At 74.9% G+C, this 26,788-nt stretch carries 25 protein-coding genes; 10 read left to right on the top strand and 15 right to left on the bottom strand.

Annotated features, from left to right (window positions below; translation table 11 throughout):
- Positions 1–6: 6 nt before the first annotated feature.
- The 3 genes from V6U77_RS20100 to V6U77_RS20090 are packed head-to-tail and all read right to left on the bottom strand — an operon-like array spanning position 7 to position 4,508.
- A complete protein-coding gene (locus V6U77_RS20100) occupies positions 7–639 on the bottom strand; it encodes a phosphoribosyltransferase (protein WP_334607894.1) in 633 nt (210 codons plus the stop codon).
- 9 nt (positions 640–648) lie between these two features.
- The gene (locus V6U77_RS20095) at positions 649–1,953 is read right to left on the bottom strand and encodes a glycosyltransferase 87 family protein (RefSeq protein WP_334607892.1); all 1,305 of its coding nucleotides are present in this window, start codon (positions 1,951–1,953) and stop codon (positions 649–651) included.
- Between the two features lie 35 nt (positions 1,954–1,988).
- Entirely contained in the window at positions 1,989–4,508 is a 2,520-nt protein-coding gene (locus tag V6U77_RS20090) for a putative bifunctional diguanylate cyclase/phosphodiesterase (RefSeq protein WP_442934465.1), read from the bottom strand.
- 697 nt (positions 4,509–5,205) lie between these two features.
- Between V6U77_RS20090 and moaC the strand changes: the two genes are divergently transcribed.
- From moaC to V6U77_RS20070, 4 genes are all read left to right on the top strand, one after another.
- Entirely contained in the window at positions 5,206–5,697 is a 492-nt protein-coding gene (gene moaC / locus V6U77_RS20085) for a cyclic pyranopterin monophosphate synthase MoaC (RefSeq protein ID WP_334607890.1), read from the top strand.
- Positions 5,694–6,164, top strand: coding sequence for a MogA/MoaB family molybdenum cofactor biosynthesis protein (locus V6U77_RS20080; RefSeq protein ID WP_334607889.1), 471 nt, complete (start codon positions 5,694–5,696; stop codon positions 6,162–6,164). Before moaC ends, V6U77_RS20080 begins: the two co-directional genes overlap by 4 nt.
- Before the next feature lie 71 nt (positions 6,165–6,235).
- Positions 6,236–7,495, top strand: a complete 1,260-nt coding sequence (locus V6U77_RS20075; RefSeq protein ID WP_334607888.1) for a molybdopterin molybdotransferase MoeA — start codon at positions 6,236–6,238, stop codon at positions 7,493–7,495.
- Positions 7,492–7,920 carry a molybdenum cofactor biosynthesis protein MoaE gene (locus tag V6U77_RS20070; RefSeq protein ID WP_334607887.1) on the top strand — a complete coding sequence of 143 codons (429 nt, stop codon included), beginning with the start codon at positions 7,492–7,494 and terminating at the stop codon, positions 7,918–7,920. The genes V6U77_RS20075 and V6U77_RS20070 overlap by 4 nt, the downstream gene beginning before the upstream one ends.
- A 57-nt stretch (positions 7,921–7,977) precedes the next feature.
- On the opposite strand, the gene V6U77_RS20065 is transcribed toward V6U77_RS20070, so the two are convergent.
- Together V6U77_RS20065 and V6U77_RS20060 are read right to left on the bottom strand one after the other, a co-directional pair.
- The gene (locus V6U77_RS20065) at positions 7,978–9,420 is read right to left on the bottom strand and encodes a glycosyltransferase 87 family protein (RefSeq protein WP_334607886.1); all 1,443 of its coding nucleotides are present in this window, start codon (positions 9,418–9,420) and stop codon (positions 7,978–7,980) included.
- A 215-nt stretch (positions 9,421–9,635) separates the two neighbouring features.
- The gene (locus tag V6U77_RS20060) at positions 9,636–10,181 is read right to left on the bottom strand and encodes a DoxX family protein (RefSeq protein ID WP_334607885.1); all 546 of its coding nucleotides are present in this window, start codon (positions 10,179–10,181) and stop codon (positions 9,636–9,638) included.
- Between the two features lie 125 nt (positions 10,182–10,306).
- Here V6U77_RS20060 and V6U77_RS20055 point away from each other — a divergent pair, with 125 nt between their 5' ends.
- Positions 10,307–10,861 (top strand): GNAT family N-acetyltransferase, encoded by a 555-nt coding sequence (locus V6U77_RS20055; RefSeq protein ID WP_334607912.1) that lies wholly within the window; start codon positions 10,307–10,309, stop codon positions 10,859–10,861.
- 49 nt (positions 10,862–10,910) lie between these two features.
- Here the strand turns inward: V6U77_RS20055 and V6U77_RS20050 are convergent, their stop codons facing one another.
- The 3 genes from V6U77_RS20050 to V6U77_RS20040 form a co-directional block, all read right to left on the bottom strand.
- Positions 10,911–12,152 carry an ATP-binding protein gene (locus tag V6U77_RS20050; protein WP_334607884.1) on the bottom strand — a complete coding sequence of 414 codons (1,242 nt, stop codon included), beginning with the start codon at positions 12,150–12,152 and terminating at the stop codon, positions 10,911–10,913.
- 153 nt (positions 12,153–12,305) lie between these two features.
- The gene (locus V6U77_RS20045) at positions 12,306–12,773 is read right to left on the bottom strand and encodes a PT domain-containing protein (RefSeq protein ID WP_334607911.1); all 468 of its coding nucleotides are present in this window, start codon (positions 12,771–12,773) and stop codon (positions 12,306–12,308) included.
- A gap of 700 nt (positions 12,774–13,473) precedes the next feature.
- A complete protein-coding gene (locus V6U77_RS20040) occupies positions 13,474–13,908 on the bottom strand; it encodes an LppU/SCO3897 family protein (protein ID WP_442934467.1) in 435 nt (144 codons plus the stop codon).
- 313 nt (positions 13,909–14,221) lie between these two features.
- On the opposite strand from V6U77_RS20040, the gene V6U77_RS20035 reads away from it, so the two are divergent.
- On the top strand, positions 14,222–14,515 hold the full coding sequence (locus V6U77_RS20035; RefSeq protein WP_334607883.1) for a hypothetical protein: 294 nt from the start codon (positions 14,222–14,224) through the stop codon (positions 14,513–14,515).
- 9 nt (positions 14,516–14,524) lie between these two features.
- Positions 14,525–15,190 carry a prepilin peptidase gene (locus tag V6U77_RS20030; protein ID WP_334607881.1) on the top strand — a complete coding sequence of 222 codons (666 nt, stop codon included), beginning with the start codon at positions 14,525–14,527 and terminating at the stop codon, positions 15,188–15,190.
- A gap of 50 nt (positions 15,191–15,240) precedes the next feature.
- Here V6U77_RS20030 and V6U77_RS20025 read toward each other — a convergent pair whose 3' ends face one another.
- From V6U77_RS20025 to V6U77_RS20005, 5 genes are all read right to left on the bottom strand, one after another.
- Positions 15,241–18,435: a UvrD-helicase domain-containing protein gene (locus V6U77_RS20025; protein ID WP_334607880.1), complete on the bottom strand. Its 3,195-nt coding sequence runs from the start codon at positions 18,433–18,435 to the stop codon at positions 15,241–15,243.
- 100 nt (positions 18,436–18,535) lie between these two features.
- Positions 18,536–19,780 carry a metallophosphoesterase gene (locus V6U77_RS20020; RefSeq protein WP_334607879.1) on the bottom strand — a complete coding sequence of 415 codons (1,245 nt, stop codon included), beginning with the start codon at positions 19,778–19,780 and terminating at the stop codon, positions 18,536–18,538.
- A 13-nt stretch (positions 19,781–19,793) separates the two neighbouring features.
- On the bottom strand, positions 19,794–20,033 hold the full coding sequence (locus V6U77_RS20015; RefSeq protein ID WP_334607910.1) for a MoaD/ThiS family protein: 240 nt from the start codon (positions 20,031–20,033) through the stop codon (positions 19,794–19,796).
- Between the two features lie 74 nt (positions 20,034–20,107).
- Positions 20,108–21,121: a GTP 3',8-cyclase MoaA gene (gene moaA, locus V6U77_RS20010; RefSeq protein WP_334607878.1), complete on the bottom strand. Its 1,014-nt coding sequence runs from the start codon at positions 21,119–21,121 to the stop codon at positions 20,108–20,110.
- Positions 21,118–22,032 (bottom strand): fructosamine kinase family protein, encoded by a 915-nt coding sequence (locus tag V6U77_RS20005; protein ID WP_334607877.1) that lies wholly within the window; start codon positions 22,030–22,032, stop codon positions 21,118–21,120. Before V6U77_RS20005 ends, moaA begins: the two co-directional genes overlap by 4 nt.
- A gap of 353 nt (positions 22,033–22,385) precedes the next feature.
- On the opposite strand from V6U77_RS20005, the gene V6U77_RS20000 reads away from it, so the two are divergent.
- The gene (locus V6U77_RS20000) at positions 22,386–23,423 is read left to right on the top strand and encodes a DUF4192 domain-containing protein (protein ID WP_334607876.1); all 1,038 of its coding nucleotides are present in this window, start codon (positions 22,386–22,388) and stop codon (positions 23,421–23,423) included.
- 34 nt (positions 23,424–23,457) lie between these two features.
- Here V6U77_RS20000 and V6U77_RS19995 read toward each other — a convergent pair whose 3' ends face one another.
- Positions 23,458–24,189, bottom strand: coding sequence for an AraC family transcriptional regulator (locus tag V6U77_RS19995; RefSeq protein WP_334607909.1), 732 nt, complete (start codon positions 24,187–24,189; stop codon positions 23,458–23,460).
- A gap of 139 nt (positions 24,190–24,328) precedes the next feature.
- On the opposite strand from V6U77_RS19995, the gene V6U77_RS19990 reads away from it, so the two are divergent.
- Both V6U77_RS19990 and V6U77_RS19985 read left to right on the top strand, forming a co-directional pair.
- On the top strand, positions 24,329–24,835 hold the full coding sequence (locus V6U77_RS19990; protein WP_334607874.1) for a VOC family protein: 507 nt from the start codon (positions 24,329–24,331) through the stop codon (positions 24,833–24,835).
- A 165-nt stretch (positions 24,836–25,000) separates the two neighbouring features.
- Positions 25,001–25,696 carry a GAP family protein gene (locus tag V6U77_RS19985; RefSeq protein WP_334607872.1) on the top strand — a complete coding sequence of 232 codons (696 nt, stop codon included), beginning with the start codon at positions 25,001–25,003 and terminating at the stop codon, positions 25,694–25,696.
- A 208-nt stretch (positions 25,697–25,904) separates the two neighbouring features.
- Here V6U77_RS19985 and fdhD read toward each other — a convergent pair whose 3' ends face one another.
- Positions 25,905–26,774 carry a formate dehydrogenase accessory sulfurtransferase FdhD gene (gene fdhD, locus V6U77_RS19980; protein WP_334607871.1) on the bottom strand — a complete coding sequence of 290 codons (870 nt, stop codon included), beginning with the start codon at positions 26,772–26,774 and terminating at the stop codon, positions 25,905–25,907.
- Between the last annotated feature and the right edge of the window lie 14 nt (positions 26,775–26,788).

The raw sequence follows: 26,788 nt of genomic DNA, 5'->3' as shown, positions 1-26,788 counted from the left end.
GTCCGGTCACGCGGTTGCTGTCAGCGCTTGCGTGACTTCCGAGTCGGAAACCTCGTGGAAGTCCTCGTAGTAGGTGCTCACCGCCATGAACTCCGGCGGGTGCTGGGCGCAGACGACCTGGTCGGCCTCGGCGGCCAGCATCTCGTACGCCTCCTGCGAGCCGACCGGGACGGCGACCACGACCCGGCGGGCGCCGAGGTGGCGGGCGACCTGGACGGCGGCGCGGGCGGTGGCCCCGGTGGCCAGGCCGTCGTCGACGATCACGGCGGTGCGGCCGGTCAGGTCGAGCGGTGGCCGGCCGGCGCGGTAGAGCCGCTCGCGCCGCTCCAGTTCGGCCTGCTCGTGGCGGACGACCTCGGCGACGTCGCCCTCCGTGAGCCGGCTGGCCACGACGTCGTTGAGGACCCGTACGCCGTCGGGGCCGAGTGCGCCGAAGGCCACCTCGGGCGCCCACGGCATGCCGAGTTTCCGGACGACCAGCACGTCGAGGGGCGCGCCGAGACGCTCGGCGACCACCCGGGCCACGGGCACGCCGCCGCGTACCAGCCCGAGCACGGTGACGTCGGGTTCACCGATGAGCGCGGTGAGCCGTTCGGCGAGCGTCCGGCCCGCCTCTTCGCGGTCGCGATAGGTGGTCATTCCTCAGGTCTACGCCGTGTCGCCGTCCCGCGCCCGCGGGTTGCCGGAAACCGGGGAATGCAGAGCGGGGGCCCACGCGAGGAGGGCGAGCGGGTAGAGCAGGTAGCCGAAGCGGGTCGTGGGCATCAGCAGGATCGCGGCGAGCAGGCCGTACCCGCAGACCAGGGCGGTGGCGACGGCGGTGCGGGGCGGGCGGCGGGCGAGGCGGACGGCGATGGCCAGCCCGGCGGCGAGCAGCAGGGCGACGGCGACGGCGCGGCCGGCGGGCAGCGCGGTGGCGATCAGGTGGCCCGGGAACGGCGACTGCGCGGGGCTGGTGACCAGGCCGTGCCCGAGCGGGAAGCGGAGCACGTTCTCGACCAGCGCGTCGCGGTCGACGAGCAGGGCCGGTAGCAGCGCGGCGGCGGGCAGGCCGAGCGCGCCCGCGGCGACCCGCAGGCCGGCCCGCCGGGTCAGTCCCCAGACGATCAGCACGAGGGCGACCGGCCAGGCGAAGAGCTTCAGTGCCCCGGCCAGGCCGACCGCGAGGCCGGCCCGGCCGGGCCGGCCGGTGGCGGCGAGGGCGAGGGCGAGCAGGCAGAGCGCGAGTACGGGTAGGTCGTCGCCGCCGGTGGCCAGGGTGAGCGCGCAGATCGGCAGGACGGTGGCGGCCTGTACGCCCCGGAGGAGGGCGGCGCCGGCGCGGTCGTCCGCGCTCCGGTGCACGCCGCGGGTGAGGGCGCGGACGGCCAGGGCGAGCGCCAGCGCGGTGCCGACGGCGAACCAGACGCGGGCGTCGGTCCACCAGGCGTCGACGGCGGCCCGGGGCAGCCCGAACAGTGCCATGCCCGGCTGGTACGGGGTGTAGCCGAGCAGTTGTTCGCCGGGCGGCAGGGCGGCGATCGCGTCGGGCCCGAGGTACGGGGTGCCCGTGTCGACCAGCCGCCGGCCGGACTCCTCGACGACCAGCACCTCCTCCTGCGCCCGGTCGGTGCGTCCGCCGGCCCGTTGGACGCTCTGCCAGGCGAGCGGCAGCAGGGCGACGGTGCCCCAGGCGAGCCCGGTGACCGCCCAGCGGGCCCGCAGCCCGGACAGCGGCGATCCGGGGTCGCGGCGGCGCGCCAGGAGTTGGCCGCTCGCGGCGAGGGCGGCGAGGAGGTATCCGACGGCGGCCACGGCGCCCCAGGCGCGGTGCGGGACCAGGGTGGACGTGGCGGCGGTGACCGCGGCGAACACCGCGGACACGGCGTACAGGCCGAGGTCGAGGGCGAGGCCGCCGGCGGCGGAGTCGATCAGCTGCCAGCCACGGCGGCGGGCGGTCGGGGCGGCGGTCACGCGGGCCAGTCTGGCAGCAGGCGCGTGCCGCCGCGTCAGGCGGGCAGGTGGCGGTCGGTGCGGCCACGCCCGGCCTGGCGGCGGCCAGGGGCGAGCCGGATCACGGCTCCCGCGTCGTGCAGCGGAGGGGCGAGCGTGCCGGGGCTGCCCCCGGAGCCACGCCGGAACGCCGCGAGGAGCGTGCCGGCGGGCATCGGCCGGGCGAAGAGGTGTCCCTGACCGGCAGCGCAGCCCAGCTCCCAGAGGGCCCGGCGCTGGGGCTCGCTCTCCACGCCCTCGGCCACCACGTCGAGCCCGAGGCTGCGACCCAGGTCGAGGGTGGAACGGATGACGGCGGCGGCCTCGGCGGAGCTCTCCATGGCGGTGACGAAGCTGCGGTCGATCTTCAGCTCGTGCACGGGGATGCGGGAGAGCAGCGACAGCGAGGAGTAGCCGGTGCCGAAGTCGTCGAGCGCCAGCCGGACGCCCTCGTCGCGCAGCCGGCTGAGCACCCGGTCGACCACGTCGAGCTGGCTGAGGGTGAGCGTCTCGGTCAGCTCCAGCACCAGCCGGTCGGGGGGCAGGTCGTGGGCCCGCAGCCGGGCCAGCACGGAGCCGGGGAAGCGGGCGTCGAGGAGGCTGCGCGGCGAGACGTTGACCGCGACGGGCACGTCGAAGCCGGCGTCGCGCCAGCTGCCCGCCGCGATCAGGGCCTGGTCGAGGATCGCCTCGGCGAAGGCGGGGAGCAGGCCCGAGCGTTCCACGGCCTCCAGGAACCGCAGCGGATCGATCATGCCGTGGGTGGGGTGGTGCCAGCGGGCGAGGGCCTCCGCGCCGGTGACCCGGCCGCTGCCGAGGTCGACGATGGGCTGGAAGTTGACGGTGAATTCGTGGTCGGCGACGGCGCGCGGCAGTTCGCCGCCGAGGGTGAGCCGGCCGAGGTCGGCGGTGTCGCGGTTCGGGGCGTACGTCGAGGTCCGTTGCCCGGCCCGCTTGGCCTGGTACATCGCCACGTCCGCGCGGCGCAGCAGCTCGGGCATGCCCCCGGTGGCGGGTGCGGCGGCGATGCCGCCGCTGGCCTCGACGCTGATCCGCATGCCGTCCAGGTCGAACGGCTCGTGCAGCGTGGCGAGCAGGGTCTCCGCGCGGTGCGCGGCCACCGCCGGGGCCGGCAGGCCCCGCAGGAGTACGGCGAACTCGTCGCCGCCGAGGCGGGCCACCAGGTCGCCTTCCTGGGCGGCGTCGCGCAGCCGCTCGGCGACCTGCGCCAGGACCTGGTCCCCGGCGGCGTGCCCGAGGGTGTCGTTGACTTCCTTGAAGTGGTTGAGGTCGATCAGCACCAGGGCGGTCACTCCGTCGGCGTGCCGGGTGCCGAGGTGTTCGCTGCCCCGGTCGAGCAGGTGCCGGCGGTTGGCCAGCCCGGTCAGCGCGTCGTGGGCGGCGGCGTACGCGTGCTCGTCGGCGACCCGGGCCAGCTCGGCGTACGCCTGCGCGTTGCGCACGGCCGTGCAGAGCGCCGAGGCGAAGGTGCGCAGCGTGTAGCGCTCCCGCTCGGAGAGTTCCACGGGCCCGCGGAACCGCAGTCGCAGCACGCCCACGTCGACGGTCCGGTCGTGTCCCTCGAGCGCGGCGGGGACCACGGTGCCGTCCACCGAGGTCGGCTGGCCGGCCGGCCCGTCGTACGTGATGGCGACCGCGCCACCGCGGACGGTCCGGCCGCCGTCGCGCAGCTCGATCTCCACCTCGTCGGCGGAGAACAGCTCGGCGGCCTGGGTGACCGCGGTGGTGAGGACCTTGTCCAGGTCGACCACGTTCAGCGCGTCGGTGGTGCGGGCCAGGCGCTGCCACGCCTGCTGCTCGGTGCGTCCGCGGACGCGGGTCGAGTAGGCGAGGTGCAGGCTCAGGACCAGGGGCGGCACGGCGAGCAGCATCAGCGGGTCGGCGCGGAGGATCAGCAGGGTGGCGAGGGCGACGAGGTACCGCACACCGATGCCCGCCAGCCGGAGGTCGAGGTCAGCTCGGAACTGGTCCCAGGGCCGGGTGCCGGAGGCGACGGCGATGACCGGGATCGCCAGTACGTCGTCCAGCAGGGCGGCCACCACGTAGACGAAGCCCAGTTGGACGACCAGACCCCACAGGTCGGGGGCTGGCCAGCGGTCGCCCAGCAGCACGATGATCGCCGCGGCGCCGCCTGCCACGAGGGTGTGTTTCGCGACTCCGAAGACGGTCTTGATGGGCGGCAGCCGGGTGACGGACGCGCAGGCCACTCCCGCTCCGGTCGCCAGGATCACCCAGGGCGCCGGGGCCACCGCCAGTCCGATGACGATGGCGGTCTCCACCCATGCGATCGCGAGGGTGGTCGAGCGGATCCGGACCGGTGCCTTGACCACCGCGCCCAAGGCGGTCATCAGCGCGATGGCGACGATCGTCGCCGCGCCGCCCACGGAGCGCGGCGGAGTGCGTAGGGCTGCGGAGAGGGCGATGATCGCGACGACGCTCGCTGCCGCCATCGCCACGCTCACGAGTGTCAGCAGGCGTGGATCGGCGTCCTGGCGACGATTCGTGGTCCCGCTCACCCCGCCTCACCTGTCGCTGACCGTCATTCCTCAATGACCGGCAGCGTACCCGGTGGGTTCTCTCCGCGCTAAGGCTCAGTTCCATTCGGTGCTGCGCATCGGGTGATCCTCCTTCGGCGATTGGGCATCTGGATGCCGTTACTGCGTTGGGGAGGAGCTTAAGAGCGTAAGGAGCCATTGCGAAGGAATAAATGTCGGTATGCGCAATATTAGCCAAGCCTGCTATGTCTTGTGACGTTCTGTCCATCCAGCCTGGACAGAGCGCGCAGGTGGGGCGCCCGTGCGGGTGTGGCGTCGGCCGTGCCTGATCATCTCAGCAGGAAAGGGAGAGGTCTTCCATCGGTCGAATTGCCGGTGGTCGCTAACCCCCGTCCGCCAGCGGACAATGGTCACCTCCACCGCGTGTTGTCGCCGCGTTACCGCTACGGTGGGTGAGGTGGCGAATCGCTGGATATTCTGTGCCCGCACGCCGACTTCTGATTGATCATTCGGTTACGGAATCGCTGCCGCGGGCACACATCGCGACGGCAGCCGGGTGAGCGGACGGCGGCACGGACCCACGCGCCGCGCAGCCCGGTGGCCGGGACGCGCCACGGCCGGCGACCCGGCTTCTGCACCTGGAGAGCGACGAGGCGGCCCGGCTCCGGACCGAGGCGCGTGGGGCTCGCCGTGCGTACCGGAAGATAGGCTCGCGGGCGTGACCGATCCCGCGCAGCTCACCCACGTCGATCCGGCGGGCGCGGCCCGCATGGTCGACGTCTCCGCGAAGGCGGTCACCGGCCGCCTGGCCGTCGCCGCCGGCCTGCTCCGCACCACGCCCGAGGTCGTCGAGCTGCTGCGCCGCGACGGGCTGCCCAAGGGCGACGCGCTGGCGGTCGGCCGCCTGGCCGGCATCATGGGCGCGAAGCGCACCCCCGACCTGATCCCGCTCTGCCACCCGATCGCCCTGCACGGCGTCACGGTCGACCTGACGCTCACCGACGACACCGTGGAGATCACCGCCACCGCGCGGACGGCGGACCGCACGGGCGTGGAGATGGAGGCGCTGACGGCGGTGGCGGTCGCCGGGCTGGCGCTGGTCGACATGGTGAAGGCGGTCGACCCGGCGGCCAGCGTGGAGGCGGTCCGGGTGCTGCGCAAGGAGGGCGGCAAGACCGGCCTGTGGGTCCGACCCGAGGAACGGCCGTGATCCGGGCGCGGGTGGTCGTGGCGTCCAACCGGGCCGCCGCGGGGGTGTACGCGGACACCAGCGGTCCGCTGCTCGTGGCGGGCCTGCGCGACCTCGGCTGCGAGGTGGACGGGCCGGTGGTGGTGCCCGACGGCGAGCCCGTGGGCGAGGCGCTGCGCGCCGCCCTGGCCGACGGCATCGACGTGGTGCTGACCAGCGGCGGCACGGGGATCAACCCCTCCGACCGCACCCCCGAGGTGACCCGGGCGCTGCTCGACCACGAGATCCCCGGCATCGCCGAGGCGATCCGGGCGCACAGCCGCGACAAGGTCCCCGCCGCCGCGCTCTCCCGGGGGCTCGCCGGCGTCGTCGGCCGGATGCTGGTGGTCAACCTGCCCGGCTCGACCGGCGGGGCCAGGGACGGCCTCGCCGTGCTCGGTCCGATCCTCACCCACGCCGTCGACCAGCTCCGCGGCGGCGACCACTGACGACGCGGCCAACCGGTGGGCGCGGTGCCGCTGGCGGCGCGACGGGCGGGGCGCACCGTTAGGCTCGGCGGGTGAGCACGGAAACCGCACCAGCCGCCGAGCCGGTCAGCGCGCCCCCGCCCGCCGGGTGGGAGGAGGCCCGGTCCCGGGTGTACGCCGTCGGCCTGGCCGCCGCGCTCCCCGCCGTCAGCCGGCCGCTCGCCGAGATCGACGGGCACACCCTCGCCGAGCCGCTGGCGACCCGTACGGACCTGCCCGCCTTCCCCACCTCCAGCGTCGACGGCTGGGCGGTGCGGGGCACCGGACCGTGGCGGCCGGTCGGGCGGGTGCTGGCGGGCGGCACCCCGGCCCCGCTGACCGACGACGGGACGACGGTCGAGATCGCCACCGGTGCGATGGTGCCGGAGGGCACGACGGCCGTGCTGCGGGTGGAGGAGTCCCGCCTTACGGCGGAGGGGCTGGTCGAGGGCACGCCCCGGCCCGCACCGGAGTGGCGCGAGCCGGGCGAGGAGGCGTACGCCGGGGAGGAACTCGTCCCCGCCGGCACGCCGGTGGACCCCGCGCTCATCGGCCTGGCCGCTTCCTGCGGGCACGACCGCCTGCTGGTGCGGCGGCAGCCCCGCGCCGCCCTGCTGGTCTTCGGCGACGAGCTGCTGACCACCGGCCCACCCGCCGCGGGGCGGGTGCGGGACGCGCTCGGGCCGGCGGTGCCGGCCTGGCTGCGCCGGTACGGCTGCGTGGTCCGCCCCTCGGACGTGGTGGGACCGGTCGCGGACACGCTCCCCGCGCACGTGGCGGCGCTGCGCGCCGCGCTGGCCACCGCCGACCTGGTGTGCACCACCGGCGGCACGATGCACGGGCCGGTCGACCACCTGCATCCGGCGCTGGAGGCGCTCGGCGCCGACTACGTCGTCAACACGGTGGCGGTGCGGCCCGGGTTCCCGATGCTGCTGGCGCGGCTCGCCGACGCCGACGGCCGGGTCCGGTTCGTCGCCGGGCTGCCCGGCAACCCGCAGTCCGCCATCGTCGCCCTGGTCTCGCTGGTCGCCCCGCTGCTGGCCGGCCTGGCGGGTCGCCCGATGCCGGTGCTGCCGCACGCCACGCTCGCCGAGCCGGTGCGCGGCCGGGGCGCCTACACCCACCTGGCGCTGGTCCGGGTGGACCGGACCGCCGGCACCGCCCACCCGGTCCGGCACGTCGGCTCGGCGATGCTGCGCGGGCTGGCCGGCGCCGACGGGTTCGCCGTCATCCGCCCCGGCACCTCGGGCGAGCCGGGCGACCGGGTTCCGGTCGTGCCGCTGCCGCTGCTGCCCGGGGAGCGTGCGTGGTGACGGCATCGGCTGCGACGTTCGGTGAGGTCACCGACCGGCCGCTCGACCTCGCCGCGCACGAGGCGGCGGTCGCGGACCGCCGGGCCGGCGCGGTGGTCTCGTTCCAGGGGGTGGTCCGCGACCACGACCACGGCCGCGTGGTGACCAGCCTGGAGTACGAGGGCCACCCGAGCGCCGGGCGGATCCTGCGGGAGGTCGCGGCCGAGGTGGCCGCCGACCCGGACGTCTACGCGGTCGCGGTGTCGCACCGCGTCGGCCCGCTCGCCATCGGCGACGCGGCCCTGGTGGCGGCCGTCAGCACCGCCCACCGGGCCGCCGCGTTCGCGGCCTGCGCCCGGCTGGTCGACGAGGTCAAGGCGCGGCTGCCGATCTGGAAGCGGCAGGTCTTCGCCGACGGCACCGAGGAGTGGGTGAACTGCCCCTGAGGGGGCACGCCCTCCGGTCGGCGGCGCGCGCCTCGGGTCAGCGGCGCGCGCCTCGGGTCAGCGGCGCGCGCCCGGGGCGGCCTGGCGGCCGAACCGGTCGGCGTAGAAGGCCGGCTCGGCGCCGGGGCGCCAGGGCAGCGCCGCGACCAGCACGATCAGGGCCAGCGCCAACGAGTTCTCCATCAGGGCGCCGAAGAGGCCGTCCTGGTAGTGGGACACCTCGGGGAGCTGGTGCTCGTACGGCCAGATCGGCGAGATCAGGAAGAGCAGGTAGAGCCCGATCGCGGCGACGCCGTGCCGCAGCCCGGTCAGCGTCGGGTACCAGATCGGCGAGCGCAGCCCGGTGACCCCGGGCGGCCCGCCGTACGCGCCCTGACCGGCCCGCTGCGCCAGCCCGCGACTGGCTTCGCGGCGGCGTACGGCGGCGTCGGCCAGCACGATGACCGCCGGGATCACCCAGACCAGGTGGTGCGTCCAGGAGATCGGGCTGATCACGTTGGCGGTGAGGCCGACGAGCGTGAACGCGGTCAGCTCGTCGCCGTCGGCGCGGGCGTTGACGGCGCGGGAGAGGCCGACCGCCAGCAACAGCACCGAGAACGCCAGCCAGAGCAGGCCGGGCGTCTCGATCGAGTCGTAGAGCCGCGCCAGCAGCCCCGCCAGCGACTGGTTGGGCGTCATGTCGGCCGCCCCGACCCGCTCGGTCTGCCAGAGCACGCCGCCGAAGTAGGCCCGGGACTCGGTGCCGACGACCGCGAAGGAACCGAGCGTCACGGCGATCACCGTGCCGACCGCGGTGGCCGCCGCGCGCCACTGGCGCGTGATCATCAGGTACACGATGAACAGCGCCGGGGTCAGCTTCACCGCGGTGGCCAGGCCGATGCCGACGCCGGCCCAGGCGCCGCTGTAGACGAACCGCAGCAGCGGGCCGTCGGTGGGGGCGACGTGTGTGCCCCGGCGCGACCGCCAGCGCAGGCCGACCAGATCCGCCATGATCAGCGCGAAGAGGAGCAGGTTCACCTGGCCGTAGCCGAGGGTCTCCCGGGCCGGCTCGACGGCGACCGCCAGCGGCGTCGCGATCCCCACGGTGAACCACAGGGGCCAGCCGAGCCGGTCGACGATCGGACGTAGCAGCCCGGCCAGCACGATGGCCAGGGCGGCGACGCTGGCGAGCGCGTTGACCATCCCGGCCAGCTCGACCGGCAGGTGCGCCATCGGCAGCATCACCAGACCACCGAAGGGCGGGTACGTGAAGCCCAGGGTGGTGCCGGGTGCGATGAACTCGTAGAGCTCGTGACCGCTCGCCCACCACACCACCGCGCCGTGGTAGATCTTCATGTCGAAGAAGTTGTACGGTCGCCCGAAGGCGCCGATGGCGAGCCATGCGGCATAGGCGACGGCGGCCACGACACCCGCCCGTACGACGGTCCTACGATCGATCCCCCGCGTCACGCGACGGACTGGGGCGAGGCGATCCACCCGTCTACCGACGGTCGCCGGCATGGCGTCGCCACCCCCGTACCAAGGTCGTCCTATCCGTCCAGGTCCTGCACGGAGCCTAGAACGGCGCCTCACGTTAATGCCTCCCGCGTTATGCGACCGTGTCCGATCCCACACATGTTTTTGACATTTCCACCGCGTTAACGCCTGTCGGGTGGTTCAGGTGATTCGCGGCGTTGGCACGTGAGGGGCGGGCCGGAGGGAGGTATCGACGCAGGTCAGCCCGGCAGTCGTCGGGCCGTTGCTGCTGATCGTACGGCGATCCGGGCCTCTCTGCGGGCGGTACGGACGGCTCGCTGCACGGAACGTCGGGAATGGCCGATCCGGTGGCCGGTCCGCCAGCGCAGCCCGGGCTTGCCGCCGGTGTCCGCGGCGGCGAGCAGCAGCCCGCCGAGGAGGCCCAGGTTCTTCAGGAAGTGGACCTGGTCGTTCTGCCGCCCCGCCGGATCGTCGTTGTTCCAGAAGGGATGCCCGGCGAGGGTCACCGGGACCAGCGTGCCGGCCAGGACGAACGCCGCCGGGCGGGCGAACCGTCCGGTGGCGAGCATCAGTCCGGCGCCGACCTGCACCGCCGCGTTGACGCGGATCAGCGTCTCGGTGTCGGTGGGGATGCGGGGGTCGGCCTTCTCCAGCAGCGGGGTCACCCGGTCCGTCACGGGCTTCGCGGCCGGGACCAGCCGCCCGGGGTTGCGGAGGTTGCTGAACCCGCTGACCACGAAGATGCCGCTCAGCATGGCGCGGGCGAGGGAACGTACGGGCGTCATGGGTCAGTCATACCCCGTCGCCGGCCCGACTACCCCCGCAACGGCCGATCCGGATCGGCGGGCGTACACGTCGCGCCACGCCGATCCGAGCGACCGTCGCTGATGGACCGCCTGTGACGGGTAACGTGCCCGGCGTGACGACGCTGCGGCTGCGACCCGAGGACCCCGCCGACACCGGTGCGGTCCGACGGGTGCTGGCCGCCGCGTTCGCCCGTCCCGACGTGTCCACGCCGCCGGAGGTCCGGCTGGTCGAGGAGTTACGCGACAGCGACGCCTGGGTGCCGCAGTTGGCGATGGTCGCCGAGTACGGCGGCGAGGTCGTCGGCTACGCCCTGCTCACCCGGGTCCGGGTGGCGTCCGACGACCACACGGCCCCGGCGCTGGCGCTCGGCCCGGTGGCGGTCGCGCCGCACCGGCGGCGCATCGGGCTCGGCACGTCGGTGGTGCAGGCCGCCCTGGAGGCGGCCACCGAGCTGGGCGAGCGGCTGGTGGTGGTGCTCGGCGACCCGGCCTACTACCAGCGGTTCGGCTTCGGCCGGGCCGACCGGATGGGCCTGACCAGCCCCTGGTCGGGCCTCGGCGACCCGTGGCAGGCGCTGGTGCTGCCGCCGAGCACGAGCGGCGAAGGCCCGCCGCCGCGCGGCGAGGTGCTCTTCCCGCCTCCCTGGTCCAAGGTCTGACGCCCGCCCTGCACGCCGACGGTTCCCGCCACACGCTCCTCGCGGCCGGTCAGGCCGGCTGGGTGCGCAGGTAACGGCCGAAGTGGGGCACGGTGAACGCGACCGTGCCGCGCTCACCGGAGTAGATCAGGCCCTTCTTGATCAGCGCGTCCCGGGCCGGGGAGAGGCTGGCCGGCTTGCGCCCCAGCGCGCGGGCGATCTCCGCCGTCGGCACCGCCGCGTCCATGTCGTCGCGGCCCCCGCCGTCGACCTCGCCCTCCACCAGGGACAGCGTGGCCATGGCCCGCATGTACTCGCGCTCGGCCGGGGTGGCCCGTTCGAAGCGGGAGCCGAAGAAGCCCACGGCGAGTTCGGCCTCGGCCTCGGGCGCGGCGACGCGTACGTCGGCGGCGGTGATCGGTGAGCGGGGCGCGTGGTCCCAGGTCGCCTTCCCGTACGCCTGCACGAAGTAGGGGTAGCCGCCGGACTTCTCGTAGAGCAGGTCCAGGGCCTTCGGCTCGTACTCGACCTCCTCGCGGTCGGCGGGGGCGCAGAGCGCCTGGTCGGCGGCGATCCGGTCGAGCCGGTCGATGCGCTGGTAGCGGAAGAGCCGCTCCGAGTACGACTTGGCCGCGCTGAGCACGGCCGGCAGGTGCGGCAGCCCGGCGCCGACCACGATCAGCGGCGCGCCGAGCTGGGACAGCTCGTGGCAGGCGGCGCAGAGAGCGGAGACGTCCTCCGGGCCGAGGTCCTGCATCTCGTCGATGAAGATCGCGATTCCGGTGCCGACGTCGGCGGCCACCGCCGCGGCGTCGGTGAGCAGCTCGACCAGGTCGATCTCGATGTCGCCCGAGTCGGCCCGGCCGCTGGCCGCGGGGACGTCGATGCCGGGCTGCCACCGGTCGCGCAGCTTCGGGGCGGCGTTGCCGCGACCGGTCGGCGCGGTCCGCTGGGCGAACGCCTTGAGCACGCCGAGGAAGGCGTCGATCCGGTCGGGCGCGCGGTGCCGGGGCGCCAACTCCCGGACGGCCATGTGCAGCGCGGCGGCGATCGGGCGGCGCAGCGACTGGTCCGGCCGAGCCTCGATCTTGCCGCTGCCCCAGAGGTGGTTGATCGCCTGGGAGCGCAGGGTGTTGAGCAGCACCGTCTTGCCGACCCCGCGCAGGCCGGTGAGCATCAGGCTGCGTTCGGGCCGGCCCCGGGCGATGCGCTCCAGCACGACGTCGAAGACGTCCAGCTCGCGCCCCCGCCCGGCGAGCTCGGGGGGACGCTGGCCGGCGCCCGGGGCGTACGGGTTGCGGACCGGATCCACGCATCGCACAGTATCGGGCCGTCTAGCTGCGGGACTAGACATGCGTAGATGGGGCAACCGGCGTGTCGGGCCACCCGGATCGTCTCGACAAGAAACTAGGGCTGTCTAGCATCCACGCTAGACAGCCCTAGTTTTGCCGATCGGTTCCGGTGCTCAGCGCTTCTTCAGGCAGAGCACGTAGTCGAGGAAGTCCACCGAGTTGTCGTGCACGTAGTTCGCGGTCGCCTCCGGGGCCCGGGTCTTGCACCGGCTGCCGTCCGCCGTGCCCGGGATCCGCAGCAGCACCTCGTAGGTGTTGGGACCGCAGGGCACCTTCCGCAGCTTGGCCTTGCTCGCGGTGCCGTCGTTGACCACGCAGTCGCCCTTGGCGAAGTCCCTCCTGGTGGTGGGGCTCGGCCTGGCGGAGGTTGGCGCCGCGCTGGGCTCGTCGGTCGGCTCGATCGTCGGGTCGTCCGTCGGCTCCGGCGTCGGCTGGCCCGTCGGCTGTCCCGTCGGGGCGGCGGAGGCGCTCACCGTCGGGGCGGCGATCGGGTCCTCGTCGTCGCCGCCCTGCCAGAACGCCCAGCCGGCCAGGCCGACGCACGGGCAGAGCAGGAGCACCACCACCAGGCCGATGACCAGCGCGACCTTGCCGCCGCCGCTCTTCTGCGCCGGCGCGGCGCCCAGCGGCATCCCGTAACCGCCGGGCAGCGGTGGCGGCGGGGCGCCCCACTGACCTCCGGGCGCCGGTGTCGGCACCGGCCCCGCCGGCGGATACGGCCCGGCCGGCGGGTAGCCCGCCCCGGAGCTGGGCGCTGGGTAGCCCGCCCCGGAGCTGGGTGGTGGATAACCCGCCCCGGAACCGGGGGGCGGGTATCCGGCCCCGGAGGTCGGCGGCGGGGGGTAGCCCGGGTCCGGGGCCGGCGGCTGCGCGGGCTGGTTCCACATCGGGTCCGGCTGGCCCCACTGCGGGTTGGCCGGCGATTCACCGCCGGACGGCTGGCCCCACTGCGGGTCGCTCCCCGGTTGCTGCTGGCCCCACTGCGGGTCGCCGCCCGGGTACTGCTGCTGGCCCCACTGCGGGTCGCTCCCCGGTTGCTGCTGGCCCCACTGCGGGTCGCCGCCCGGGTACTGCTGCTGGCCCCATTGTCCGGCGGCGGGCGGCTGACCCCACTCCGGCAGGGTCGGGTCGATGGGTGGCGGGCCGCCCGGGGTGCCGGGCGGGCGCTGGTAGGGGTCGTCCGGCTGCGCGGGTGATCCGTAGGTCGTCATCTCTTCCTCAGGGGTGGGGCCGCTCGGGGTGCGGTGGTTCGGGAGTCCGATGGATCGGGGGGTGCGGTGCTCAGCGCTGCTTGAGGCAGAGCACGAAGTCGAGGGTGTCCAGCTCGCTGTCGAAGAAGTACCAGTTGGTGTAGCCGTCGACCTTGGCGCACTTCGCCGCCGCGTCCTTCTCGCCGCTGGTCGCCCCGTCGATCCGACGCAGCACCTCGTACGTCTGCGGGGCGCAGGCACTGATCAGCAGCTTGGGCTTGCCACCGGCCGGGCCGGCGTTGCGGACGCACTGGCCGGCCTTGACGAAGCGCGGATCGGCCGAGGACTCGGGGGCGGCGGGGGGGCTCGGCGCGGCGGCCGCCGCACTCGCCGGCACGTCGGGCGGATCGGTCCGCGCCGCCGGCGCGGGCTCGCTCGGCGTGGCGACGGGCGCACTGTCGTCCTGGTCGAGCAGGTAGAGCACCGCGGCCCCGCCCACCAGCACCAGGAGCACCACCGTGACCAGTACCGCCGCGACCGGAGCCGCCCGGCCACGTCGGCGTTGCGGGGGCGGGACGGGGCCCGCGGCGTACGGAGAGGCGACGGCCGTGCCGTCGTCCGGGGAGGCGTACGGGGGCGCGCCGGGAGGGCCGTACGGTTCATCCCAGCCGTCCCGCCGGGGGCCGGCCGGCGGGCCGTACGACTCGTCGGGGCGCCGCCCGTGCCACGGGTCCGGGTCCCCGTGACCCGGTGCTCCGTAGTTCGCCATGCACGCCTCCCGTGCGAGTGGTGAGAAGCCGGCCGCCAACGAGGGCCGCCGACGCCCAGGCCACCGTAGCGTGTCCACCGATGAGCCCACCTCCACCGAGTGCACCGCAGCCGGCCTCCGCCGGCACCGCGGCCGGACCGATCGTCGGAACCGGGCGCACGGGCGCCGCCCGGCCGGCCCGCTCCGGACCGCGCTGCTGCTGGTGGTCGCGGTGGCGCTCGGCGCGTTGGTCGCCGCCGAGGCGGTCGCCGCGCGGGTGGTGCTCGGCGGCGCGGTCATCGTCGCCGGCTTGGCAGTCGTGGTGAGCACAGAGAGACCCCGACGTCCCGCCGGGGGCACCACGTCGGAGCCGTCGCGCCGGTAGCGTCCGCCCGTGTCGACCGGGCTGCTGGTGTGCGTGGCGCTGCTCGGCGCCCTGACCGGTCTCGCCGCGCCCCGGGCCGCCCACCACTTCGCCACCTCCGCCGGACCGCGCGCCGCCACACCGCGCGCCGCCACACCGCGCGCCACCGGACCGGGGGCCGGGTGGGGCGCGTCGGCGGGGGCGGTGGTGTTCGCCGGGCTCGGGGCGGCCCTGGGGACCGACCCCGCCCTGCCGGCGCTCCTCGGGCTGGCGACCGTCGGGCAGGTGCTCGCCCTCGTCGACCTGGCCTGCCTGCGGCTGCCCGACCCGCTGGTCGGCACCGCCGCGCTGGTCGCCGCCGTCGGCCTGACCGGCGCGGCGCTGACCACCGGGAGCGTCGGGCGGCTGCTCGGCGCGGCGGCCGGGGCCGTGCTCTGCTTCGCCTGCCACGTGCTGCTGGCGTTGCTGCCCGGCTCCCGGCTGGGCTTCGGCGACGTGAAGCTCGCCGCCGTCCTGGGCCTGCCGCTCGGCTGGCTCGGCGGGTCGTCCCTGGCGCTCGGGCTGCTCCTGCCGCACCTGCTGCACGGCGTGGTGGTGCTCGCCCTGCTGGTCGCCGGCAGGGTGCGTCGCGACACCCCGCTCCCGCTGGGCCCGGCCCTGCTCGCCGGCGCCTGGCTGGCCGCCCTGGTCGCCTGACGGGGCATCCGGAGCCGCGACGACCACCGGCGCGCTGCCGGCGGGATCGGTCAGATGAGGCGGAGCTGGCGGTCGCGGGGGCGGCGGGCCTCGGCCTCGCCGAAGCGCTCGAAGAGGCCCGGGTCGATGACGTCGAGGAACGGCGACGGGGCGCACTCGCGTTCCGTGCCGTGCCGGCTGCGCCGGGCGGCGTGGGTCACGTACAGCCGGTCCTGGGCCCGGGTCAGCCCGACGAAGAAGAGCCGCCGTTCCTCGGCGACCGCGTCCTCGTCGGGCGTGCTGCCGGGCCAACGCAACGGGAGCAGCCCGTCCTCGGCACCGACCAGGAAGACCACCGGGAACTCCAGCCCCTTGGCGGCGTGCAGGGTGAGCAGCGTGACGGCCTCGGCACGGGGGTCGAGCGCGTCCACCTCCGCCCCGGTGGCGAGCTGGGACAACAACAGCGGCAGGTCGTCGCCGCAGCGCCGGGCCAGCGGGGTGAGCAGGTCGACGGCCGAGCGGACGTCCTCGGGGCGTACGGTGCCGGCACCGTCCAGCGTCGGCACGGCGAAGCGTTCCGCCAGCACCTGCCCGGCCAGCCGGACCCGGGCGACCAGCGAACCGTCGAGCCCGTCGGCGTGGCGCAGCTCGCGGGCGATGGCGGCCACCCCGGGCCGGTCCCGCAGCCGGTCGTGCGAGCGCTTCTGCACCGGGATGTTCGCCCGGGCCAGCGCGTCCACGATCGGCGCGGCCTGCGCGTCGGTGCGGTAGAGCACCGCGATGTCGGAGAAGGACAGCGACGTGGAACGGCCGTCGATGCGCCCCGAGTCCAGCGACCGGTGGGAGAGCCCGCCGACCAGCTCGTCGATGGTGCGTACGACGAAGTCCGCCTCGTCGGCGACGGAGGCCGCCGGGTAGCGACCCACCAGCGGGGCCTCCGGGTCGAGCCGGGCCGGGTCGAGCCGACGGCCCCGCACCAGCGACGACGGCGCGATGGCCTGCACGGCGGCGGCCAGGATCGGCGCGGAGGAACGGTAGTTGCGGTTGAGCCGGACCAGCCGGGCGTCGGTGAAGTCCTGCGAGAAGCGCAGGAAGTAGCCGACGTCGGCGCCCCGGAACGAGTAGATGGCCTGGTCCGGGTCGCCGATCGCGCAGAGGTTGCCGTCGGCGGGGCTGAGCAGGCGCAGCAGCTCGTACTGCACCTCGTCGACGTCCTGGTACTCGTCGACGAAGATCCACCGCCAGCGTTCCCGGTAGTGCCGGACGCGCTTCTTGTCGGCCCTGAGCAGTGCGACCGGCAGGGTCAGCAGCTCGTCCAGGTCCACCAGGTCCTGCTTGCGCAGCAGCGCCGCGTAGGCGCTGTCGTCGGTGCCGGCCTCGGCGCGGGCCTCCGCCCGCTGGGTGTCGTCGGCGATCCGGAAGTCCGCCGGCAGGCCGACGGCGTCGGCGTTCTCCCGGAGGATGGTCAGGCCCAGCGAGTGGAAGGTGCCGACGGTGACGTCCTCGGCGACCGGCCCGAGCAGGCCGTCGAGGCGGTGCCGCAGCTCCTCGGCGGCCCGCCGGGTGAACGTGATCGCCAGGCACTGCTCCGGGAAGACGTTCAGCTCCGCGCAGAGGTAGGCGATCCGGTGGGTCAGCGTCCGGGTCTTGCCGGTGCCCGGCCCGGCGACGATGAGCAGCGGGCCGCCCGGCGCGGAGGCGGCCACCCGCTGCATGGCGTCCAGGCGGTCGAGGAGGCCGGTGCCGACCTCCTCCATCCCGGCGAGCATCGGCTCGAACGGCTCGTGCGGCGAGGGCGCGGGCGCGATCGGGGGCGGCGGCGCGGGCGGCACGGCCTTGCGCTTCGGTTCGGCCTTGGTCGCCGCCGGGCGCCTGGTCCGTGGCTTCGGCGCCGGCTCCGTGGGAGTGCGCTGCGCCGGCACGGGTACGTCGAAGAGCGTCTCCTGGGCACCGCCCGCGTCGCCGCCCAGCTCGGCCGGGTCGAAGAGGGTGATGACGCCGTACTCGCCGTCGTAGCCGGGGACGCGGCGCACGTCGCCCCGGCGCAGCCGGCCGATGCCCTCGGCGAGCAGTTCCCCGCCGACCCTGCCGATCTCGTCGAGCGGGGTGGTGGTGAGGATCTCCAGCTCGGGGCCGAGGGCGGCGACCAGCTCGTGGAGCTTCCCCTCGACCTTCTTGGACCGCGCGCCCACCTTGTTGAGCTCGCCGAGCACCTCGGCCAGCGGCACCAGGTGGGTGACGTCGCGGGCGTGTTCGGGGCGGTGCCCCGACGGTCGGTCGGCCAGCTCCTCGACCCGGCTGAGCACGCCGACGGTCAGCGGCTTGCCGCACTCCGGGCAGCGGCCACCGGCGGCGCGGGTCTTCTCGGGCGACCAGTTGACCCCGCAGAGCCGGTGCCCGTCGGCGTGGTACTTGCCCTCCTCGGGGAAGAACTCGATGGTCCCGGCCAGCCCGTCGCCGGTACGCAGGGCGTCCCGGATGGCGAAGTAGTCGCGGGTGGTGGCGAAGACGGTGGCCTCCCGGGCCAGGGCCGGCGGCGAGTGCGCGTCCGAGTTCGACACCAGGCGGTAGCGGTCCAGGCTGCCGACGCGCCAGTTCATCCCGGGGTCGGAGGAGAGGCCGGTCTCGACGGCGAAGATGTGCTCGGCGAGGTCGGCGTAGCAGTCGGCGATCGCGTCGAAGCCCGACTTCGAGCCCAGCGCGGAGAACCACGGGGTCCAGATGTGCGCCGGCACGAGGTAGCCGTCGGCGCTGGCCTCCAGGGTGATCTCCAGCAGGTCCCGGGAGTCCAGGCCGAGGATCGGCCGGCCGTCCGAGCCGAGGTTGCCGATGCGCCCGAGCGCCGTGTTGAACCGGGCCACCGCGTCCAGGTCGGGCAGGTAGATCAGGTGGTGCACCTTGCGGGTGCGGTCGTCGCGCTTGTAGATCGTCGAGATCTCCACGCTGAGCATGAACCGGACGGGGTCCGCCTCCGCCTCGCTCGCCAGCCGGGGCGGCAGCCGGCGGGCGATGTCCCGCTCCGCCTCCGGGCTGAGCCGGTGCAGGCCGGGCTCGGCGGGGTGCAGCGTCTCGCGGAGGTGGTCGTACCAGGCGGGGTGGGTGAAGTCGCCGGTGCCGAGCACCCCGATGCCCTTGCGCCGCGCCCACCAGCCGAGGTTCGGCAGGGTGAGGTCGCGGCTGCACGCGCGCGAGTACTTCGAGTGGATGTGCAGATCCGCGACGAACGGCGAAGGGCCGCCGGGGGGTGCGGGACTGAACGGAGGCACGCCGCATCCTGTCACGCCCGCGCCATTACCCACCCGTCGCCACGCACACCCGTGACCTGAGCATCCGGTGCTGGACAACGCCGGTCGCCCGCGCTATGGGTCAGCGGGAGCGCAGCTCCACCAGGGTGATCTGCGGCTCGGCGCCGACGCGGACCGGGGGGCCCCAGAATCCGGCGCCGTTGGTGACGTAGACCTTGGTGCCGTCGACCTCGCCGAGACCGGAGACCACCGGTTGCTGGAGCTTCACCAGCAGGTTGAACGGGACCATCTGGCCGCCGTGGGTGTGCCCGGAGAGCTGGAGGTCGACGCCGAACTTCGCCGCCTCCACCGCGGCGACCGGCTGGTGGGCGAGCAGCACCACCGGCCGGTTCGGGTCGCGGTCGCCGAGGGCCGCGGCGTAGTCCGCCGGGGCCGCCAGGCCGGTGCCGGCGGCCGTGACGTCGTTGACTCCGGCCAGGTCGAGCACGCCGCCCCGGGCCTGGATCTCCGTCCGCTCGTTCTGCATGACCCGCAGGCCGAGGCGGTCCAGCTCCTGGACCCACTCCTCGACCCCGGAGTAGTACTCGTGGTTGCCGGTGACGAAGTAGCTGCCGTGCCGGGAGCGCAGGCCGCGCAGCGGCTCGGCCGCCTCGCCCAGCTCCGCGACCGAGCCGTCGACCAGGTCGCCGACGACGGCGACGATGTCGGCGTCCAGGCGGTTGATCGCGGCGACGATCCGCTCGGTGTGCGCCCGGCCACGCAGCGGGCCGAGGTGGATGTCGGAGACGGTGGCGATCCGCAGGCCGTCCATGCTGCGGGGGAGCCTGGCCAGGGGGATCTGCACCCGGTCGAGCTGCGGCGGGCCGAGGGCGGTGCGGATGCCGTACCCGGTGAGGCCGGTGGCGGTGAGCCCGGCGAAGATCGCCGCCCCACGGGCGAGCAGCAGCCGGCGGGCCGGGTCGTGGTCGGGCTGCCCGACGGCGTCGGCGGCCGGCGGGTCCGCCGGGCCCGCCGCGCCCACCATGGCCGGCTCGGGCGCGGCGGCGGTGGGTTCCGCGGCGGCGACCCGACGGCGCAGTACGAGCTTCGTCACCGCCATCGGCACTTCCAGCGCCACCAGCAGGACCAGCAGGTAGAACATGACGGCGAGCCAGAGGTAGCCCGGCCACGCGAGCCAGTAGAGGCCCGCCTGGGTGCCGGCCATGGTCGCCGGTACGAGCAGCGCGAGCACCAGGGCGGTGATCCCACCGATCCGGCGCCAGCGCCCCGGGGCGGTGGTGTCCCGCACCAGGCGCTTCCACAGGTAGAGGTGGATCAGGCCGGTGATCAGTGCCATGGTGGCGACGAACGCCAGTGCCGCCAGCATGTGTGCGCCTCCCTCAGCCACCCGCGAAGGGCGGCAGGACGTCGATCGTGGTCCCGGCCGGTAGCGGGGCCCGCCGATCATGACAGGTCACGCCGTCGACCAGGAAACTCGCCACCGTCAGGACGGCGGCGAGCCGCTCGCCGTGCCGGTCGGTCAGTTCCACGAGGAGTTCGTCCAGGGACCGGCCGGCGGATGCGGTCTCCTCCGTCCGGCCGGCGGCGGCCCGCGCCCCCGCGAAGTAACGGACGGTCAGCCGCGCCCCGGCGCGGGCCGGGTCCGCCTGGGCCGGTGGCCCGGTGTCAGCCGGGCTCGTCGGTTCTGCCACGGTCAGCCTCCGATCGCGGACATCGGCCGGGCGGGCTGCAGGAAGGCCGGGTCGTCGATGCCGTGCCCGGCCCGCTTGCCCCACGTCGCGACCCGCCAGCGCCGGGCCAGCTCGTCGTCGTCCGCCCCGGCCCGCAGGGCGCCACGCAGGTCGGACTCCTCCGTGGCGAAGAGGCAGGCGCGCACCTGCCCGTCGGCGGTCAGTCGGGTGCGGTCGCAGTCGCCGCAGAACGGCCGCGTGACGCTGGCGATCACGCCGACCCGGGCCGGGCCGCCGTCGACCAGCCAGGTCTCGGCCGGCGCCGCGCCGCGCTCCGCCGGGTCGGGCACCAGGTCGAACTCGCCGCGCAGGGAGGCCAGGATCCCTTCGGCGGTGACCATCGTGTCGCGGTTCCAACCGTGCTGGGCGTCGAGCGGCATCTGCTCGATGAAGCGCAGCTCGTAGCCGTGGGCGAGGGCGAAGCGGAGCAGCTCGGGCGCCTCGTCGTCGTTGACGCCGCGCATCAGCACCGAGTTGATCTTCACGGGGGTGAGTCCGGCGGCGGCGGCCCCGGCCAGCCCGGCCAGCACGTCCGCCAGGCGCGGGCGCCGGGTCAGCCGGGCGAACCGCTGCGGATCCAGCGTGTCCAGCGACACGTTCACCCGGTCCAGCCCGGCGGCGCGCAGCCCGGGAGCGAGCCGGTCCAGTCCGATGCCGTTGGTGGTCAGCGAGATCCGGGGGCGCGGCTCCAGCGCCGCCACGGCGGCCACGATGTTGAGCAGCCCCGGCCGGATCAGCGGCTCCCCGCCGGTGAACCGCACCTCGGTCACGCCGAGCAGGCGCACCGCGACCCCGACCAGCCGGACGATCTCGTCGTCGCCGAGCAGTTGCGGGGCAGGCAGCCAGGCCAGCCCCTCTGCCGGCATGCAGTAGGTGCAGCGCAGGTTGCACTTGTCGGTCAGGGAGACCCGGAGGTCCCGGACGACGCGGCCGTACCGGTCGGCGAGGGCGCCGTGGGTCGGCGGGGCGGCGGTCACCAGTCGACGGTAGCGCGCCCGAGCCCGGCCAGCGCCGACCGGGCGGTGCGGGCGACCGCATCGCGGTACGCGCCACCGAACAGGGCGGCGTGCACCAGCAGCAGGTGGAGCTGGTGCAGCGGGACCCGCTCCCGCCACCCGTCGGCCAGCGGCCACTCCTGCGCGTACGCGGCGAGGATCCGGTCGAGATGCGGCACGCCGCCGAAGAGGGCGAGCTGCGCCAGGTCGGTCTCGCGGTGCCCGCCGTGCGCCGCCGGGTCGACCAGCCAGACCCGGCCCTCGGCGCCCCAGAGCGCGTTGCCCGGCCAGAGGTCCCCGTGGATCCGGGCCGGTGGCTCGTCCCCGCCGAACTCCCCGATCCGCTCGACGACCTGCTCGACCAGCGTGGCCTCGACGCCGGTGAGCCCGCCGCCGTCCACCACGCGACGCAGGTGGGGCAGCAGCCGACGCCGGGCGAACCAGCGCGACCAGGGGCCCTCGTCCGGCCGGTTGTCCTGCGGGAGGGACCCGACGAAGCCGGTCCAGTCGGCCCCGAAGGCCGGCGCCCCGGCCCGGTGCAGGGCCGCCAGCTCGCGACCGAACCGCTCGGCCGCCTCGGGCGTCGGCTCGCCGGGGTCGACCCACTCCAGCGCGAGCAGCCCGGGCAGCGCCACGATCACCTCCGGTACGGCGACCGTCCCGGCCTCGCGCAGCCAGCGCAGGCCGGCCGCCTCGGCGGCGAAGAAGCCCTCAGGCGCCGGTCCTGCGGCGGTCTCCGGCCAGGTCTTGGCGAACACCGAGTGCCCGTCGTCCAGCGTGAGCCGGGACGCGGCGCAGATGTCGCCGCCGGCGACCGGCGTCTCGCGGATCCGCTGGTGGGTCAGGAAGGTCGGCAGGTGCTCAGGGTGCGCCCGCAGGTACGCCAGATCCATGACGGCAAGGTAGCCCCCTGACGCCGTCCGGTCCCGCCGGAAACGGCCTGCCGCCCGGCCCCGCCCTGCCGCCCGGCCCCGCCCTGCCGCCCGATCCCGCCTGCCGCCCGGCCCCGCCCTGCCGCCCGGCCCCGCCGGGGAGGGGCAGTGGTGAATCTTGGCAAGTTTCGGCCCCTCGGGGGGCCTTTTCGCTCCAAGATCTCTGGCGGTGGTTCGGGCGGTGCCCGTAGGAGGGGTGGCGTCAGCGGTCGGGGATTGGCTTGAGCTGGGTAAATACTCTCCGTGTCTGTGGATGGACCGCGTGTCGTCCACAGGGGCGGCGGGTGACCCGCCGGCGTCGGAGGCTGCCAGACATGACCCCGACCGACCGCCCCCGGCTCGCCGTCCGTTCCCCCGCCGACCTCATCGCCGCCGTGCCCTACCTGCTCGGCTTCCACCCCGCCGACAGCGTCGTCGTGGTGGCGATGCGGGGCCGCCGGATCACCTTCGCCGCCCGCGCCGACCTGCCCGACCTCGCCGACCCGCGCGACCCCGCCGGGCACCTCGCCGGCGTCGTCGCCCGGCAGCACGCCGAGACCGCCACGGTCCTCGGCTACGGTCCGGCGCCGCTGGTCACCCCGGCGGTCGACGCCGTGCGCGCCGCGCTGGCCGCCTGCGGGCTCTCCGTGCTCGACGCCCTGCGCGTCACCGAGGGCCGCTACTGGTCGTACCTCTGCACCGAGCCGACGTGCTGCCCGCCGGAGGGCACCCCCTACGACGTCGGGGCCAGCGAGGTCAGCGCGGCGGCCGTCTTCGCCGGCCAGGTCGCCCTGCCCGACCGGGCCGCCCTGGTCGCGCAGGTAGCCCCGGTGACCGGTCCCGCTCGCTCGGCCGTACGCCGGGCCACCGCCCGCGCCGAGCGGCGCCTGGCGGCCCTGCTCGACCGCGAACCCGCGACCGAGCCGGGCGGCGGGCGGGCGGTCCGCTCGGCGGGGACGGCGGCCGTACGCTCCGCGCTGCGTCGACTCCGGCGCGGGCAGCGGCTCACCGACGACGAGGTCGCCTGGCTGAGCGTGCTGCTGACCCACGTGCCGGTCCGCGACCACGCCTGGGAACGCACGGACGGGCGGGACGAGGACATCGCGCTCTGGACCGACGTGCTGCGTCGGGCCGAGCCGGAGTTGATCGCCGCGCCGGCCGCGCTGCTGGCGTTCGCGGCGTGGCGGGCGGGGCAGGGGGCGCTGGCGGCGGTGGCCCTGGAACGCGCCCTGGCCGAGCACCCCGGCCACTCGATGGCGCTGCTCCTCGACGATTTGCTGCGCCGGGGCGTGCCACCCTCCCGACTGGACGGCTGGCCGGCGATCGGATCGCCCGGCGTGCTCCGCCGCAGACGCAGGCGCAGCGAGCGCTGACCGACCGACGCACGGTCGCACCGGCGGCCACCCCCTACGCTGTGCCGTCCTCATCGAGGATGACTCGTCGGCGATAGCTGCCCAGGGTGAGGCCGAGGACCGACCGGAACTCGTTGGCGAGGTGGGCGTGGTCGCTGTAGCCGAGGTCGGCGGCGACGGCGGCCAGGGTCGTGCCCGGGTCGGTGCGCAGGCGTTCGGCCGCCTCCTGCAGTCGGCGCCGACGGATCATCGCCGACGGCGGCAACCCGACGTATCGGTTCGCGAGTCGCTGCAACGACCGGGTGGACAGGCGCAGGCGTACGGCGGCGTCCTCGACCGTCCGGATCGTCGGATCGGAGTCGATGACCTCGGCCATCGCGTTAGCCAGCAGCGCCTCGTGGCTCGACGGTGGGACCGTGTCGGTGAGCCATCCCGCGAACGCGTCGACCGCACGGCGGTGTCGGGTCCGCCGGTCGCCCGGCCCGGTCATGGCGCGGTGCACCCGCTCGTGCAGGACGGGCAGGTCCACGGGCTGGTACCTGTCGCGCAGGGCCGCCGGGTCCGCGACGAAGTGGGGCACCGCCGCCGGTCGCAGCAGGGCGCCGACAGCCCACCCGGTCCCGGTGAGATCACGGTACGAACTGCCGGTCGTCGGTCCGGAGAAGCCGACCGCACCCGGCTCGACGACGAGATTGCAGGCGGGGAAGGCGATCAGGTGCTGCCGGGAGGACCGCCCCGGCTGGATCCGCCACTCCGGAATCCAGAACCACCGCACGAGCCGCGTCACCGCATCCGGCGCCGTGAGCCGGTCGAACGTGGGCAGCCGCGCCGGATAGAGGACGCCACGCGGGCTCGTCGCGCCTGGTGGGGGCACCTGTCGCGAATCTTCAAGCCGGTCCACGCTGGGCATTCCTACGATCGGTCCCATGACTGCAACGAGCCGAGCCGCCGATGGCGAGCACACCGCAAACGGTACGCCGCGCGGCGCCACCAGCCTGACTCCCTTCCTGGCTATCCCGGATGCGCGCGGAGCGATCGACTTCTACCGCGAGATCTTCGGGGCGCGGGTGGTCGACGTGACCGAGATGGGCGGCGTCGTGGCCCACGCCGTCCTCGACTTCGGCCACGGGTTGCTGCAACTCGGGGAGCCGATGCCCGACTACGGGCTCGTCCCGGCGCCCGAAGGGGACCAGGACTGCTACTCCATCGGCCTCTACTGCCCGGACGTCAACGCCGTCGTCGCCCGTGCCGAGGCGGCCGGGGCCGTCGTTCGTGAGGCACCGTCGACGTTCGTGTCCGGCGACCGGTTCGCCAGCATCCGGGACCCGTTCGGCGTACGGTGGTCGGTCATGACCCGGGTCGAGGACCTCTCCGAAGAGGAGAGCGCGCGGCGGGTCGCCGAGTGGGCAGAGCAGCAGAACCAGGCAAGCTGACCGAGCGTTTCACCGGCTGGGCCCGCCCGCGCTGATTCCGCGGCGAGAACATCGGCCCGGCGGTCTCCGTCGAGAGACGTACCGGAACTTCGTTCCCCGGGACGAGCCGACGGGACCGACGACGCCGCAGAATGTTTCGGTGCCCCTACCTATCGTAAGCCCCGCATGAGCGTCGGACTGCTGCTGTCGCTCGCCGGCCTGGCCCTGGTCGACAGCACGAGCATCGGCACCCTCTTCATCCCGGTCTGGCTGCTGCTCGCCCCCGGGCCGGTCAACGCCCGCCGGATCCTCGTCTACCTCGGCACGATCGCCGTCTTCTACTTCGGCGTCGGGCTGCTGCTCGCCCTCGGCGGCAGCCGGCTGGCCGACGTCCTCGGCGGGGCGATGGACAACCGGCCGGTGCTCTGGGCGCAGCTCGTCCTCGGGGTCGGGCTCTTCGTGCTCAGCTTCCGCTACGACGGCAAGCGGCGTCCGCGCAGCGGGGGCGTGCTGCGCTGGCGGGACCGGGCCACCGCCGGCGACTCCTCGGCGCGGTGGCTGGTCGGGCTGGCGCTGCTCGCCGCGCTCGCGGAGGTGGCGACGATGCTGCCGTACCTCGGCGCGGTCGGCCTGCTGACCACCTCCGGGCTCGGCGCGGCGCAGATGGTGGGGCTGCTGGCCGCCTACTGCCTGGTCATGGTCCTGCCGGCGGTGCTGCTGCTCGCGGCCCGGATGGCGTTGCCGAGGCTGGTCGAGCCGGTGCTGGCCCGGCTCAACGCCTGGATCATGCGGACCTCCGGCAGCATGCTCGGCTGGATCCTCGGCATCGCCGGCTTCCTGCTGGCCCGCGACGCCGCGTTCCGGCTGGGGCTGTTCGGCTAGGGCGTATCTCAGAGGACGCGTGGAGACTGGTGGACCACTGCCGCCGGGAACGCTGATACCTGTGTGGCATAAAGATACCTGTGTGGTATCGAGGCGGGAGAACCACACCACCGGCCGTCGAGGCCCGTGGCCGAGGTCCCACCGCGTGGCGGCGTCCCCGACTACCTGGAGTAGTGGCGGGGCGCCTCGAACTCCGACGACGCAGGGATCAGGTGGTTGTTCCGGCGGTGGTCACGCGGTCGGGGCGGGCGTAGACGTTCATCGCGTCGCCGCGCAGGAAGCCGACCAGCGTCAGCCCGGCCTCCTCGGCCAGCTCCACCGCCAGGGTGCTCGGCGCGGAGACCGCCGCGAGCAGCGGCACCCCCGCCATCCACGCCTTCTGGGTCAGCTCGAAGCTCGCCCGCCCGGAGACCAGCAGGACGTGCCCGGCCAGCGGCAGCCGCCGCTCACGGACCGCCCAGCCGACCACCTTGTCGACGGCGTTGTGGCGGCCGACGTCCTCGCGCAGCACCACCAGGTCGCCGTCGGCGGTGAACAGGCCCGCCGCGTGCAGGCCGCCCGTGCGGTCGAAGCCGCGCTGGGCCGCGCGCAGCCGGTCCGGCAGCGCGGTCAGGACCGCCGCCGGCACCGTCAGCGGGTCGTCGCCCACCGCGAAGACCGATCGGGTACGCACAGCGTCGATGCTCGCCTTGCCGCACACCCCGCAGGAGCTGGTGGTGTAGAAGTTCCGCGACGGATCGACGGTGGGTTCGGGCACGCCGGGCGACAACACCACGTCCACCACGTTGTACGTGTTGGGCGTCTCCGCGCCGGCGCAGAGCTGCGCGGTGCGTACGTCGTCGGTGGAGCGGATCAGCCCCTCGGTCAGCAGGAAACCGATCGCCAGGTCGAGATCGTCGCCGGGCGTACGCATGGTCACCGCGAGCGGCCGTCGCCGGCCGGGGCCGGCCGCACCGACCCGGATCTCCAGCGGCTCCTCCACGGCCAGGCTGTCCTGCCGGCGTACCGAGGTGCGGCCGGTCGCCGCCGCGTCGAGGTCGATGCGGAGCACGCCGCGCCGGTCAGTCGCCCGTCCCATCCCGCCATCCTGCA

Source organism: Micromonospora sp. CPCC 205546 (genome assembly GCF_036902715.1).
In the GTDB taxonomy this organism is placed as follows: Bacteria; Actinomycetota; Actinomycetes; order Mycobacteriales; family Micromonosporaceae; genus Micromonospora.
Note: the sequence above shows the minus strand (reverse complement) of the source record. Positions and strands in the feature narration are given on the sequence as shown.

Excerpts from the sequence above, each read along its gene's own strand:
- V6U77_RS20100 (WP_334607894.1), bottom strand. The coding sequence starts at position 639 with ATGACCACCTATCGCGACCGCGAAGAGGCGGGCCGGACGCTCGCCGAA.
- V6U77_RS20065 (WP_334607886.1), bottom strand. The coding sequence starts at position 9,420 with ATGCCGGCGACCGTCGGTAGACGGGTGGATCGCCTCGCCCCAGTCCGT.
- V6U77_RS20060 (WP_334607885.1), bottom strand. The coding sequence starts at position 10,181 with ATGACGCCCGTACGTTCCCTCGCCCGCGCCATGCTGAGCGGCATCTTC.
- V6U77_RS20020 (WP_334607879.1), bottom strand. The coding sequence starts at position 19,780 with ATGCTGGCGGCACTGGCGTTCGTCGCCACCATGGCACTGATCACCGGC.
- V6U77_RS20005 (WP_334607877.1), bottom strand. The coding sequence starts at position 22,032 with ATGGATCTGGCGTACCTGCGGGCGCACCCTGAGCACCTGCCGACCTTC.
- V6U77_RS20000 (WP_334607876.1), top strand. The coding sequence starts at position 22,386 with ATGACCCCGACCGACCGCCCCCGGCTCGCCGTCCGTTCCCCCGCCGAC.
- V6U77_RS19990 (WP_334607874.1), top strand. The coding sequence starts at position 24,329 with ATGACTGCAACGAGCCGAGCCGCCGATGGCGAGCACACCGCAAACGGT.
- V6U77_RS19985 (WP_334607872.1), top strand. The coding sequence starts at position 25,001 with ATGAGCGTCGGACTGCTGCTGTCGCTCGCCGGCCTGGCCCTGGTCGAC.
- fdhD (WP_334607871.1), bottom strand. The coding sequence starts at position 26,774 with ATGGGACGGGCGACTGACCGGCGCGGCGTGCTCCGCATCGACCTCGAC.